Annotated in this window: 16 protein-coding genes and 1 pseudogene; 13 read left to right on the top strand and 4 right to left on the bottom strand. The window is 60.6% G+C overall.

Features of this window, described 5'->3' with window-relative positions:
- Positions 1-51: 51 nt before the first annotated feature.
- The 12 genes and pseudogenes from H0V78_10530 (at position 52) to H0V78_10475 (ending at position 7,749) form a co-directional block, all read left to right on the top strand.
- Entirely contained in the window at positions 52-468 is a 417-nt protein-coding gene (locus H0V78_10530; protein MBA2352187.1) for a hypothetical protein, read from the top strand.
- Positions 360-845, top strand: a complete 486-nt coding sequence (locus H0V78_10525) for a hypothetical protein (protein MBA2352186.1) — start codon at positions 360-362, stop codon at positions 843-845. Before H0V78_10530 ends, H0V78_10525 begins: the two co-directional genes overlap by 109 nt.
- 100 nt (positions 846-945) lie before the next feature.
- Positions 946-1,185 (top strand): annotated as a pseudogene (locus H0V78_10520) (DoxX family membrane protein).
- Positions 1,186-1,593: 408 nt separating this feature from the next.
- On the top strand, positions 1,594-2,799 hold the full coding sequence (locus H0V78_10515; protein MBA2352185.1) for an NAD(P)/FAD-dependent oxidoreductase: 1,206 nt from the start codon (positions 1,594-1,596) through the stop codon (positions 2,797-2,799).
- Positions 2,796-2,978: a hypothetical protein gene (locus H0V78_10510; protein MBA2352184.1), complete on the top strand. Its 183-nt coding sequence runs from the start codon at positions 2,796-2,798 to the stop codon at positions 2,976-2,978. The genes H0V78_10515 and H0V78_10510 overlap by 4 nt, the downstream gene beginning before the upstream one ends.
- Before the next feature lie 34 nt (positions 2,979-3,012).
- Entirely contained in the window at positions 3,013-3,387 is a 375-nt protein-coding gene (locus H0V78_10505) for a LysR family transcriptional regulator (protein MBA2352183.1), read from the top strand.
- 114 nt (positions 3,388-3,501) lie between these two features.
- Entirely contained in the window at positions 3,502-4,266 is a 765-nt protein-coding gene (gene modA / locus H0V78_10500) for a molybdate ABC transporter substrate-binding protein (protein ID MBA2352182.1), read from the top strand.
- Complete coding sequence (modB, locus tag H0V78_10495; protein ID MBA2352181.1) at positions 4,266-4,934, top strand: molybdate ABC transporter permease subunit; 669 nt, start codon at positions 4,266-4,268, stop codon at positions 4,932-4,934. The genes modA and modB overlap by 1 nt, the downstream gene beginning before the upstream one ends.
- The gene (locus H0V78_10490; GenBank protein MBA2352180.1) at positions 4,927-6,147 is read left to right on the top strand and encodes an ABC transporter ATP-binding protein; all 1,221 of its coding nucleotides are present in this window, start codon (positions 4,927-4,929) and stop codon (positions 6,145-6,147) included. The genes modB and H0V78_10490 overlap by 8 nt, the downstream gene beginning before the upstream one ends.
- 164 nt (positions 6,148-6,311) lie before the next feature.
- On the top strand, positions 6,312-6,509 hold the full coding sequence (locus tag H0V78_10485) for a hypothetical protein (GenBank protein ID MBA2352179.1): 198 nt from the start codon (positions 6,312-6,314) through the stop codon (positions 6,507-6,509).
- Positions 6,510-6,833: 324 nt separating this feature from the next.
- On the top strand, positions 6,834-7,466 hold the full coding sequence (locus H0V78_10480) for a hypothetical protein (protein ID MBA2352178.1): 633 nt from the start codon (positions 6,834-6,836) through the stop codon (positions 7,464-7,466).
- The gene (locus tag H0V78_10475; GenBank protein MBA2352177.1) at positions 7,459-7,749 is read left to right on the top strand and encodes a hypothetical protein; all 291 of its coding nucleotides are present in this window, start codon (positions 7,459-7,461) and stop codon (positions 7,747-7,749) included. Before H0V78_10480 ends, H0V78_10475 begins: the two co-directional genes overlap by 8 nt.
- Positions 7,750-7,958: 209 nt before the next feature.
- Here H0V78_10475 and H0V78_10470 read toward each other — a convergent pair whose 3' ends face one another.
- The 4 genes from H0V78_10470 to H0V78_10455 form a co-directional block, all read right to left on the bottom strand.
- Complete coding sequence (locus H0V78_10470) at positions 7,959-8,507, bottom strand: c-type cytochrome (protein ID MBA2352176.1); 549 nt, start codon at positions 8,505-8,507, stop codon at positions 7,959-7,961.
- On the bottom strand, positions 8,500-9,771 hold the full coding sequence (soxC, locus tag H0V78_10465) for a sulfite dehydrogenase (protein ID MBA2352175.1): 1,272 nt from the start codon (positions 9,769-9,771) through the stop codon (positions 8,500-8,502). The genes H0V78_10470 and soxC overlap by 8 nt, the downstream gene beginning before the upstream one ends.
- Positions 9,772-9,892: 121 nt before the next feature.
- On the bottom strand, positions 9,893-10,264 hold the full coding sequence (locus H0V78_10460) for an MGMT family protein (GenBank protein MBA2352174.1): 372 nt from the start codon (positions 10,262-10,264) through the stop codon (positions 9,893-9,895).
- 190 nt (positions 10,265-10,454) lie between these two features.
- Positions 10,455-12,053, bottom strand: coding sequence for an ABC-F family ATPase (locus tag H0V78_10455; GenBank protein ID MBA2352173.1), 1,599 nt, complete (start codon positions 12,051-12,053; stop codon positions 10,455-10,457).
- A 489-nt stretch (positions 12,054-12,542) separates the two neighbouring features.
- On the opposite strand from H0V78_10455, the gene H0V78_10450 reads away from it, so the two are divergent.
- Entirely contained in the window at positions 12,543-13,010 is a 468-nt protein-coding gene (locus H0V78_10450) for a hypothetical protein (protein MBA2352172.1), read from the top strand.
- Positions 13,011-13,021 lie beyond the last annotated feature (11 nt).

Raw genomic sequence — 13,021 nt, 5'->3', positions numbered from 1 at the left:
CCATTGAATAGTTTCCCGCTGGCATTTTTTCCCGAGCGGCGCAATACGGCCGTGGTCGCGCTGCACACCTTGCTCGGATTGGGTCTGATGGCGGGTCCGCTGTTTGCGGCGTGGACCATTGAGCGGTGGTTAAGTTTTCCGCTGTCGCTGCTCGTTGTATGTGCGGCGTTGGCGATTGCGGTCGCGGTGACTTCTTTTCCTGACGCGAACACGGCCATGAGAAGCGCGCGACTTCAGCAGGAAGAAAAGACGCAGGAAGAACTGGATGCACCGCCCGCACCGCAACGTTCAGCGATGTTCTGGCTGTTCATGGCGATTGCCGTACTTTATGCGTTCGCCGAAGGCACGTTTCGAGTTGGGTGGCGATCTACCTGCAGCAGGCAAGACACCTGCCGGAAACCACCGCCGCGGCTGCGCTATCGGCGTTCTGGGGCGCGCTGGTCGCGAGCCGTCTGCTCGTATCGGTGATCGTGGTTCGCGTCGCCGCCGAACGCATCTGGCAAATCTTGCCGGTCGTTATGATTCTGGCATTTCTGCTACTGCCTTATGTCGATAGCGCGGCTTCGGGTATTGCGCTGTTCGCGCTGGCCGGGTTCGCATGCTCGGCTTTTTTCCCTTTGACCATGGCGCTTGTCAGCCGCCAATTCGACCAGCATGTCGGGTGGGTAGCGGCGATGCTGACGGCGGCGCTGATGCTGGGCGCCGGTCTCGGCGCGTTCGCCATCGGCGCCTTGCGCCACTGGCTGACCCCGGAACAGCTCTGTCGCGTTTCCGCCGTCTACCCCGCGCTGGCGCTGGGGTTGATCGCGGCGACTTTACGTAAAAGCCGCGGGGGAGGGTCATGAAAGCCACTCATTCGCCGCTGGCAACGCAGGCAGGGGCGCTAATCGGCGTCGCCGTGCAAACGTTGGGCGTTGCCGAAAAGACCATGGCCCCTATCGTTACCTGATTATCCGACTGGCGCTGGCGCAGGCATTCTTTGTCTCCGCGCTGATCAAGATTGCGAATTGGGAAAATGCGCTTTATCTGTCGGCAAACGAGTACCCGGTGGCGTGGCTGGATGCGATCACGGCGGCGTATCTTGGTGTCGCGATCGAACTGCTCGGAAGCGTTCTGCTGGCGGCCGGACTCGCGACGCGCTTCGCGGCGGTCGCGCTGCTGGTGTTGACGACGATAATCCAGCTCAATTATGCGGCGCTCGATCTGCATCTGTTCTGGATCGCGCTGTTCGGCTGGTATGTGGTGCGCGGCGCCGGCGCGTTTTCGCTCGATCGCAGCTTGCGCCGCGGCCTAATCGATTCGGCGCTGCCATTCGCTGCCGCTGCAGTACGCATCGCCGCATCGATGACACACCATGCGTGGCCGATTTACGAACTGCTGCTGAGGCTATGGATTGCGCTGCTTCTCAGCGGCTTGCTGCAGACACCCTGGTTGCCGTCGCAGATAGCCGACGTCGCACTCTTCAATGCAGCGCTGGCGTGTGCGCTGCTGCTGGCGTGGGGTTTGGCGACGCGATTCATAGCACCTGCCATGATCGCGGCGCTGACCATGCAAATGATGTCGGCCATGCATGCCGATCAATTTTATCCGCTTATGTTGTTCGCGCTGCTGGCAATCCACGGCGCCGGGAAATGGTCGCTCGATCGCCTGCTCGACATCCGTTTCAGGAAGATCTTCCCGCAACTCGACGGCAAGCTCGCGTTCGCACTCGATGGGCTGCCGCGCGTGGTCATCATCGGCGCTGGTTTCGGCGGCATGAGCTGCGCCGCGGCCTTGCGCAATGTGCGCGCTGCCGTCACCTTGATCGATCGGCACAACTATCATCTGTTCCAGCCACTGCTGTACCAGGTCGCGACCGCGGCGCTGTCGCCCGGTGACATCGCGATGCCGATCCGCGGTCTGTTCCGCGAACACTTCAACACGCGCGTGCTGCTCGGCACGGTGACGGGGATCGACACAAAAAGTCGCGAGGTGCTGATAGATGCGAAGCGCGTGCCCTACGATTATCTGGTGCTCGCGACCGGCGCCAGCCACAGCTACTTTGGCCGCGACGAGTGGGCGACCGACGCACCCGGCCTGAAAAGAGTCGAGGATGCGCTCGATGTGCGCCGGCGTCTGCTCGTTGCTTTCGAGCAAGCCGAGGTCACCGACGATGCGAATGAAAGGCAAAACCTGCTGACGTTTTTGATCGTCGGCGGCGGGCCGACCGGCGTCGAACTCGCCGGCGCCATCGCCGAACTGGCGCGCTTCGGCATGGACAAGGATTTCCGCCATTTCGATCCGGCCGCCGCGCGCGTGATGCTCGTGCAATCTGGGCCGCGCATCTTGCCGGCATTTCCGGAAAAGCTGTCGGCGACCGCGCAGGCATATCTGGAAAAGCTCGGCGTCGAAGTATTGATCGGCAGTCGCGTCGAGCAGATCGACGATCAGGGTGTGCTGGTCAACGGCCAACGCATCGAAGCGCGCACGGTTTTGTGGGCAGCCGGTGTCGTTGCATCGCCGGCGGCGCGCTGGATTGCGGGTGCTGCCCGACAATGCTGGCCGGTTTCGACGGCCAGATCCGTTGTTTCGCCCGCCACAAAGTTCGGGCCGAGGCCGATGGTGAGCGGCGCCAGGCCGGTCTGCGGTTCCGGAATGGCGCGCTTGCGCATGCGAGCATCGACCAGCACGTTGGGGCGCACGGCTTGCAGCACGGCCGCGAACTCCTCGACGCTGACCGCAATCGCCTTGCGGCACACGAGCATGCGGGGAATCGCCTGGGTGTGGTGCGCGCGCTTCGCAATCACGCCTTCCAGTTGAGCAAAACTCTCGAAGATCGCGTCGACGAACGCCATGCCCCGCCGACCGTGTGGCGGCGCCGGAAGGTCATGCATTGCTACACGGTGGCCGGCCTCGATGAGCGCGTGCGCGACGGCGGAGCCGACATCGCCGGTGCCGCGAACAAGAACGGTTCTGCTCATGTGCTTTATCGCCGATAATCCATGGGCTCAGGCAAACCGAACGACCACCCTCATGACCACTAAGATTCCTGCAGCGAGCCCGGCCGTGATTCGCCCGCGCATCTACCTGGGTCCAAAGTTGTCGCTGGGGCCGGGCAAGATCGACCTGTTGCGCGCGGTGTCCGAGACCGGGTCGATTTCCTCCGCGGCGCGGACGCTCGGCATGAGCTACAAGCGCGCCTGGGTTCTGCTCGATGCCATGAACCAGGGCTTCGGCCGGCCCGTCCTTGAGGCGTTAGCGGGCGGACGCGGCGGCGGGGGCGCGCGCCTTACCCCGTTGGGCCAGGCCATCATCCGTCACTATTTGCGCATGGAAACGAAGTGCCAAGCGACGATTCAGCCCGATATTGTCTCGCTCAAACGCCTGCTTGCGCGCGGCTCGCCTTGACCTCACCGTACTTGCCTTGTGGCACCATCCGCTATAGCCTATCAGCTATAACGCGTCGCGCAAAGCAATACGGGATGGAGCACAACGCAGCGACGCCCTTCTCGCGAGGCCGCTATGCAAATTCGTTCGTTTCTATTCGCACTCATCTTTTTTTGCGCCCAATCGGGAGCAGCCGATGTCCCCGTCGTTGCGGCTGCTTCCGACTTGCAATTTGCGTTGCAGGAGGTCGCGGAGGCGTTTACCAAACAAAGCGGGCGGCAGGTAAAGCTCGTTTTCGGCTCCTCCGGCAACTTCCGCCGGCAGATAGCCGAAGGTGCGCCATTTGAGTTGTTCCTGTCCGCCGACGAAAGTTATGTGCTGGCGCTGGCGAAGGAGGGCAAAACTCTCGACGACGGCGCTCTTTACACGATAGGAAGAATCGTGCTAATCGCGCCAAATGGTTCGTCACTGAAGCCCGATGCCCAACTCAAGGATCTCGCCGCCGCCCTTGCCGATGGGCGCATCAGGAAGTTCGCTGTCGCCAATCCGGAACACGCGCCCTACGGACGAGCGGCGCAACAGGCGCTGACCAAGGCCGGTCTGTGGGACAAGATCAAGCCGGCCCTGGTCCTGGGAGAGAATGTTTCGCAGGCCGCGCAATTCGCCACATCCGGCTCGGCGCAAGGCGGCATCATCGCCTATGCGCAGGTCCTATCGCCGACCATCGCCAAGCTCGGTACGTACGCGCTCATTCCAGCCGAGTGGCATGAACCGCTGCGGCAACGCATGGTACTGACCAAAAACGCGGGTGACGCCGCGAAGCTGTTCTATCAATACCTGCAGTCGCCGCCAGCTCGTGCTATTTTCAAGCGCTATGGTTTCGCGTTACCCAGCGAATAATGGATTGGTCGGCGTTCGCGCTTTCGCTCAAGCTTGCAGCGTGGACGGCGGCTATCCTGGTGCCGATCGGCATCGTGCTCGGCCGGGTTTTGGCGTGGCGGTATTTCAAGGGTAAAAGTCTGATCGAGGCGCTGCTTGCGCTGCCGCTGGTGTTGCCACCGACCGTGCTCGGTTTCTATTTGCTGAATGCGATGGGCGGGAACTCGGCGATCGGCCGGCTTTATCAATCGCTGCTGGGCGATTCTCTGGTCTTCACGTTTTCCGGCCTGGTGGTGGCCTCGGTTGTATTCAATTTGCCGTTCGCGATCCAGCCTATGCAGCGCGGCTTCGAAGCCATTCCCGATGACATACGCGATGCCGCTGCCTGCTGCGGCCTGTCGCGCTGGCGCATCTTCACGCGTATCGAGCTGCCGCTTGCCTGGCCGGGCATCCTCTCGGCCGTGATACTGACATTCGCGCACACGCTCGGAGAATTCGGCGTCGTGCTGATGGTCGGCGGCAGCATCCCCGACGAGACCAAGACGATCGCGATCGCGATCTACGACCGCGTGCAAGCGTTCGATCCCGCCAATGCGGGGCTGATGTCAGCCGTGTTGCTGGGGTTCTCGTTTGTGTCGATCGCGTTTGTCTATCTGCTCAGCAATCGCGGTCGGCGTCGCCATGCCTGATTCGGCCTGCGTGGGACTTCAAGTTGCTTTGCGCCAGCCGGCACCGATACCGCTGAACGCTGCATTCAGTTGTGGCCGCGGAGAATTGCTGGTGCTTGTCGGACCGTCCGGTAGCGGCAAGACGACGCTGTTGCGCTCGATCGCAGGCCTTTATCGCCCACGCGCCGGCGCTATTACCTGCGACGGTGCAACCTGGTTCGATACGCGGCAAAAAATCGATCTCGCACCGCAGCGCCGCTCGATCGGCTTCGTATTTCAAAGTTATGGCTTGTTTCCGCATTTGAGCGCGCTGGAAAATGTGAAGACCACGCTCGGGCACGTGGCCAGCGAGCGGCGCGATGCCCGCGCTCGCGAGTTGCTTGCGCTGGTCCACCTTGAAGGTTTGGAAGCGCGACGTCCAGCCGAGCTTTCCGGCGGGCAGCAGCAGAGGACGGCGCTGGCCCGGGCGTTGGCGCGCGATCCGGCAGTGCTGCTTCTGGACGAACCGTTTTCGGCCGTCGACCAGGTTACGCGCAGAAAACTGCAGCGCGAACTTGCGCAGTTGCGGCGGCAGCTGGATATGCCCATCATTCTCGTCACGCACGATCTGAACGAAGCGCGCATGCTGGCCGACCGCATCTGTATCTTGCATCAGGGCGACACGCTTCAGATGGGGCCTCCGGAGGAGGTCATGGCGCGCCCGCTGACCCCGATGGTCGCGCGCCTCGTCGATCTGCCTAACGTGTTCGAGGGGAAGATAGTCGAGCATCGGCCGGATGCGCCGCTGACCCTCATTTCATGGCTTGGATACACGCTGGAAACCCGCTATCAGCCCGAATTCCTGCCGGGAGCTTCAGTGAATTGGGTAATTCCGGCAGAGAACGTGCTGCTGCATCGGCGAGATCGGCCTTCGCGCGGCGAACGCGAGAATCCTGTCGCCGGCATCATTACCGAATACGTGCCGCTGGGTGAGCACACTAGTGTAACCCTCCACGTGCGAGGTGAGCGGGATCATGCCATGAGCATGATGGTGCCGAGCCATGTCGCGCGCCGCAATGGTCTCGGTCATGGTGAACATGTCAAAGTGTCACTGCTCGCAGAAGGAATACATCTAATGCCATCGGCTGGACAAGACCGATCCGCGCTGGAGCGTGGCGGTGTCGACGGCAATGCATATAAAATCTACTACGACAAAGGAGGGAGCAGCGTTGCGCGAAGCGCGCGCAAAACGTAAAGCCAGGGCACGCGAGTTGCGATGGAAAACTGCACTTGCTGCAACCATCCTTCATCAAGAACTCTGAGAGAATCAGGCAAGCGTTTGGCCGCTCGCGCATAGTCGCTGCAGCGCGTACTCAGCGTCAGGTCGTGGGCGGTAGGATAAGCGATCAGGAGGATGAGATGTCGAGCACGGTTAAGGAAATCCAGAGTTCAGGCGCGATTATCGTCCTGGCTGATTTATCGAAATGGCAGGTTTCACCAGCCGACAGATCGACGGCCAGACGATGGGCGTCGGGCGATGCTGTCGCACTGATCGGGTATCGGATGACCAACCTGACTCGGAGTAACCAAACGATCCAGGTCAAGGGAACCATGTAGCGCCGCTTCGCGCAGATCACGTTCAGTGCCTCTCCGGCCGGGGCGCACTGCACGGTTTGCCGATGACCGATTCGAAATGTCCGATGACATGGCCTGGCGGGCCTTGATAATGCCTGACTCACCAGGCTCATGCGCACGATCCGGGCTGACGTTTCCAGAGCATCGACTGTTAGCCATCGTCAAAACAAACCCGCTTCGGCGGGTTTGTTTTTGGCACGCGAGTTGCGGGAGGTCACGGTAGCCGCCGCAATGGCGCCCTGTAGATCGTCGATGGCGGTCGAAAACAGGGCGAAGCCGGCGGGATGTCGTCAACCGGGAAGCGTGATGAAAATAGAGTTGGAAGCACTGGCGAAATTTTTCACCCCTTGGCCGGCAGTGAAAAAGACCTTCAGTCACAAGATCAGAAAAGACGAGCAGCAAAACTACTGGACGCCTCGCGATGCGAAAGCGCCAGCCGCTTCGCGCATTACGCTTGAGTTTAACGGTAAAAAGTACCGGGGAAATTACCGGTTCGACGACGGCCGCCTCACTGTAATTTGCGGAGAGGTGACCGCTCATCTCGATGCAGTCGAAGACCACGTCGAAATGCGCGCCCGCGAGGTACTGTACAAGCTCGCGAGAAGCGGCGAGCTCGAGCGATTCGCCGAAGCCGATGCAGTAAGGGCTCAAGACAAATACGAATCGAACGCCCAGCCAACTGGCCGGGATATGTTAAGGGAGAGCACCATGCAAAAAATCGACTTGCACAACCTCATTCCGGCTGACGCGGTAATGGTCGTGCTTCAGTGTTCGGCATCGCAACGAGCCCGCGTTTACCGCACTCAGGCGGACCCGCGGCCTTACGAAATCGTGGGCAATGACGTTAGGCTCGCAATCGAACTGGAGGAGCCGCAAACGCTGTATGTCGATGGGCCCGGCACGCACGCATTCGAAGTCATGGGGTACGGCCGTGCGTGAGCCTGTGAAGCTCGTTCCGCGCACTCCAAAGCGGGGCGGCGAACCGCAAGATCGCCGCAACAACCGTGCGATCAACAGCATTACCTCGCCGATCACCCTTGAGTATCGCGGCAAGCTCTACCGCGGATATTTCTCGCTCGCCGGCAACCTGCTTGTCGTCAGTTGCGGCGCAGTCAGCAAAAGCGCCGCGGCGAGACGCAGCCAGCTCGAACTGCAAGCGCGCCAGGTGCTAATGGAGTTGGCGCAGGCCGGCAAACTGCATCAATATGGTTCGCCGATGTGAGCAGCGTTCGCGTCTACTCCGTTCCCAAAAAATAACCCGCCTCGGCGGGTTATTTTTTGTTTGAGTCGGATACAGCAAGTTGCGAAGCGCCGGAACAGTCCTTCAGTTTGGCGTCTCAACGCGCGCAACCGCCGCTTGGCGATTTCGAAAGGATGCGCGCCGGATATGTTTTTGTGGTTTCGCTCAACGGCAGATCGCGGAAAGCGGCGCTACTTGCTCGCCGCCGGCTTGGCATCGATCCAGATGAAGCCCTCGCGATTCGGCATTTTCACCTTGGGCAGAGTCTGCCCGTCCATCGCGTCTTTTTCGCCGATGATTTTGTTAGCGTACAGCAAATACGCAGTGACAGCATAAACCTGATCGGCGCTCAGCGAGCCGGGCGCGTTCATCGGCATCGCGCGCCGCGTGAAATCGAAAATGGTCGTCGCATACGGCCAATATATGCCGATGCTTTTGTCCGGCGTTTCACTGGTCAGAGCGTGCGAACCACCGGCGAGCTCTTCGGCTGCGCCGCCGCGTCCGCCTTCACCGTGGCAGCTTGCGCATTGCCGGTCGTAGATGATGCTGCCCTCGACAGCCGTGCCGCTACCCGGCGGCAACCCGGCGCCATCGGAAAAAACATTCAGGTCCCATTTGGCCGCTTGCTCGGCGCTGATCGGCTTGCCGAGCTTTGGCGCTTGCACCGGACCTTCGGCGAGTACCTGGCCCGCGCAAATCGTCAGTAAAAAAGCGCTCGCGGCGCGCGCGACTTTATGCATAAACATGGTTGACCGCTCCATCTTCGTCGACTTCCCACGCCACGATCGCGTTGTAATGGAAATAACCGTGACGGCCTCGTTCCGCCACCAGCGCTTTGCGCTCGGGTTGCATGTAGCCGGTTTCGTCGGTGGCGCGGCTTTTCAGAATTGCCGGCTCGCCATTCCATTTCCATGCGGAACGAAAGCGCGTGAAACATCGCGGAAGCACCGGATCCTGCAAATCCGCCTCGGCCCAGGTCTTCCCGCCATCCGCCGACACATCGACTTTTTTGATGCGGTCGCGGCCGCTCCAGGCAAGGCCGCGTATTTCGTAAAAGTCAGGCGCCGGCAAGAGCTGTCCATGGGACGGCGAGGTGATGAGCGATTTGGCATCGATCACGAACGTGAACTGCCTCGCTCTGCCGGACGGCAGCAATTCCGTGTACTTGCCTGTTTCGTTGCGCGCCATCGCCGGCCGGTCCGTCACCTGCAGGCGGCGCAGCCATTTCACATTCAGGACACCTTCCCATCCCGGCACGATGAGCCGCAGCGGATAGCCGTTTTCCGGGCGGAGTTTTTCGCCGTTCTGGAAGATCGCGACGAAGCAGTCGTCGACGATCTTGGCCAGCGGAAGGCTAATGTTCATGGCGATCGCATCGGCGCCCTCGGCGACGATCCAGCTCGCTTTCGTATCGATGCCGGCTTGCTCGAGCAAAATGGTCAGCGGCACGCCAGTCCACTCGCTGCACGATACCAGGCCGTGGAACGAGCCCAGCGGACGCTGGATCGGCTCCTGATGCCAGCCCGCATTGCTATTGCCGCCGCATTCGAGGAACAGTAGCTGCGATCGCATCGGATAGCGCGCAAGGTCGTCGACCGCGAAGGTCAGCGGTTGCGCGACCATGCCGTGGATCAGCAGGCGATGCTGCTGCGGATCGATCTGCGGCACGCCATTGTGATGACGCTCGAAATGCAGGCCGCTCGGCGTCAGCATGCCGCCGAGGTCTTCGAGCGGCGTCCACGAAACGCCATTGCCGGGCGCCAGGCGGTTGGCGCCGATGCGACGCGAGACGAGTTTTTCGTGAGGAGACGGCTGGCCGTAAGACGTGAAGGGCTGACCGGGCGTGCGCATCCATGGCGGCGCGACGAGGAGCCCGGCAGGATCGTTCGCATCGGCTTTGCCGGTGACTGCCGCAGACCCACCGGCAAGCGCCGTCGCCAGCGCCAATCCACGCCGCAGAAATACCCGGCGATGCAGAACGCCGCCGCCGGCGACAGGCTGCATGTCGTCGACTGAAATGGCAGTGGAATCCGCGGTGGACGCGCGCGAGGAATCATCGTTGCGTGCGATTGCTGCCGGCTGCTGCTCGTTGATTGCCATGATTTCCTGTGCCCGCGTGGCGCGGCTATGCAGAATCCGGCGCCCATCCGAACCGCGTCAAGTCGACCCGGCCGTGGTCGTCGAATTCGATGCCCTCGTCCTCCAGTAGGATACGCTGAAGCAAATGATTTTCCGACCACGTGCGCGGGCTGACCTCGCCCTTTGCGTTGATCACGCGCTGCCACGGCACGCCAGATTCGTCATTCAAAGTATGGAGTGCGTAGCCGACCTGACGTGCTTGACGCGGCATGCCGGCGAGTGCCGCGATCTGTCCGTAAGTGGCGACTTTGCCTGCGGGAATTTTCTGGACGACGGCGTAGATATGCGCGTAACCGGGATTTCGGGAAGTACCCCGGGCATCAAGACGTGGTTCGGTGTGAGTTCGTGCCTGGTTCATGAACGTGATTACCGATCATACAAGCGCTTCGCTTGCCCGATCGGGGATAACACCAGATTGCCTTCCCCGGATCAAGTCCGGGGCTAAAGGCCGTCCGCAATGACGGTTTCGTCGATTCCAGGGAACAGGTTGTCTCGCCCTTCAGGCTCGCAATGACAGCGCTCGCGTCAGCGCCATTCCGCCTCCAGTCTCAAGCCGCGAGACCCCGGCTGCGCAAAAAGTCCTCATAATTTCCTCCGAAATCATGCACGCCATCGGCAGTCATTTCGATTACGCGCGTCGCCAGTGACGACACGAACTCGCGATCGTGCGAAACGAATATCAGCGTGCCCTGATATTTCTCGAGCGCGGTGTTCAGCGACTCGATCGACTCCATGTCGAGGTGGTTGGTCGGCTCGTCCATCAGCAGCACGTTCGGACGTTGCAGCATCGATTTGCCGAACAGCATGCGGCCTTCCTCGCCGCCGGAAATCACTTTCAGGGATTTTTTGCAATCGTCGCCGGAGAACAGCAAGCGCCCGAGCGTCGCACGAATAATTTGATCGTCGTCTTCTTCGCGCCCCCACTGCGCAAGCCACTCGAACAGCGTTTTGTCCTCGGCAAAGTCGGCCGCGTGATCTTGCGCGAAATATCCCAGGCGCGCTTTCTCGGCCCATTTTATCGTACCTTTGTCCGGCGCCAGATCGCCGGCCAGGCAGCGCAGCAGGGTGGTCTTACCGATGCCGTTCGGGCCGATGATGGCAACTCGTTCGCCGGCTTCGATGCGGAAATTCAGGTTGCGGAATAGCGGCACGCCATAGCCTTTTTCGAGCTTCTGCACTTCGATCGCGACGCGATGTAGTCTTTCCTTTTCGTCGATGTCGAAACGGATAAACGGATATTGGCGGCTTGATGGCTTGATGTCCTCGATTTTGATTTTCTCGATCTGGCGGGCGCGGCTGGTGGCCTGCCTGGCTTTCGAAGCATTGGCGGAAAAGCGCCGCACGAAGGCTTGCAGCTCGACGACTTTTTCCTTTGCCTTGGCGTTGGCGGCGACGAGTTGCGTGCGCGCCTGGGTCGACGCGAACATGTAATCGTCATAATTGCCGGGATAGATTTTGATCGTGTTGTAATCGAGGTCAGCCATGTGCGTGCACACCGAATTCAGGAAATGGCGATCGTGCGAAATGATGACCATCGTGCTTTTAAGCTCGTCGAGCACGCCTTCCAGCCAGCGGATGGCGTTGATGTCGAGGTGGTTGGTCGGCTCGTCGAGCAGCAGAATGTCGGGCTTGGAAAACAGCGCCTGCGCCAGCAGCACGCGCAGCTTCCAGCCGGGCGCTACGGCGCTCATCGGCCCGTCATGCTGATCGATAGCGATGCCGACGCCGGTCAGCAATTCGCCGGCGCGCGCTTCGGCCGAATAGCCGTCGTATTCGGCGACATGGGCTTCCAGCTCGGCGGCGCGCATATAAGCGGCCTCGCTGGAATCCGGGTCGGCGTAAATGGCGTCGCGCTCGTGGATCGCCGCCCACAATTCGGTGTGGCCCATCATCACGACATCGAGCACGCGCTGATCTTCATGTGCGAACTGGTCCTGCCGCAGCTTGCCGACACGCTCATTGGCGTCGATCGAGAATTCGCCGCTGCTTTGTTCCATGTCGCCCCCGAGTATGCGCATGAAGGTCGATTTGCCGCAGCCATTGGCGCCGATCAAGCCATAGCGATTGCCTTCGCCGAATTTGACGGAAACGTTTTCAAACAGGGGTTTGGCCCCGAATTGTATGGTAAGGCCGGAGGTTACGATCACTGAGGATGTCCTGAAAACACTGCGAAAAAAGGAAGAAGCTGAAGAAACCAGCGCGCAATTCTACCATTGCCGAACTGCTAATAAACTTCGGGGAAGCTGCGAAGCACGAGCCACTGGAACTTCGGCGCGCCCGGTGTCTCCTTCCCCTTGCTTGCCCCGGCAGGCATTAAGCCGCGGACGGGGGAAGGCCCGGGATGGGTGAGCTGGTAATCTTCAGCAACCCGTTATTACCTCGTCGGTTAAGGGGTGCTCCTTCAACTTCGGGTTGAAGTTGCTGATCTATCCTTCAGATAATTCGACTCTACGTGCGATGCGCATGCTATTGTGGCCAGCCGCATCTTTTCAAAGAGAAACCAAATATGGACCACGCAATGTGAATGTTTCGAGGCGGCAGGTGCTCATCCGGCAGCGACGCAAACGAGCCGAAGTTTTTCGGGAATCAACGCCGCGATGCCCCCACTCCGCAGTAGCTGTTACAGGATCATTTGCATGTTTATCAAGTCAAGCCGCAGCGCGGACAGTGCGAAAAGGCAGGAGGTGATTTCAGCCATCCTGACGCGCCACGCCGCGGCCGGCGATGATACCGAAGCGCTCGCCGAAGCCAGCATGAACATGTGGCGCGAGATCGCTTTTCAACTCGGCCCTATCATAGGCGAGGGCGGCGTCGGCTCGCTTTATGCGCGCAGCCTGCACCTGACCAGCGCTCGCTTTCCCTGGCTCGCGGCCGTACAAACGGGTCTTAAGGGGAGGGCGCAGCAGACCGATTGGCCGTTCATGGATTTACGGGCGAGCCTTGAAAGCCATACGCCCGCCGAAATCAAAACCGCAAGCAGCGATCATCTTGTCGCCTTTATCGAATTGCTTGCCAGTCTGATCGGCGATCCCCTGACGGCCCGGTTGTTGCGCGCCTTATGGGCCGACGCAGACGCAAGCAAGTCAACGGAGATCAGCCAATGAGCGACAAAGCG

The sequence above is a fragment of the Burkholderiales bacterium genome, assembly GCA_013695435.1.
Classification (GTDB): Bacteria; Pseudomonadota; Gammaproteobacteria; order Burkholderiales; family JACMKV01; genus JACMKV01.
The sequence above is the reverse complement of the archived record's forward strand: the minus strand, read 5'-3'. Positions and strand labels throughout refer to the sequence as shown.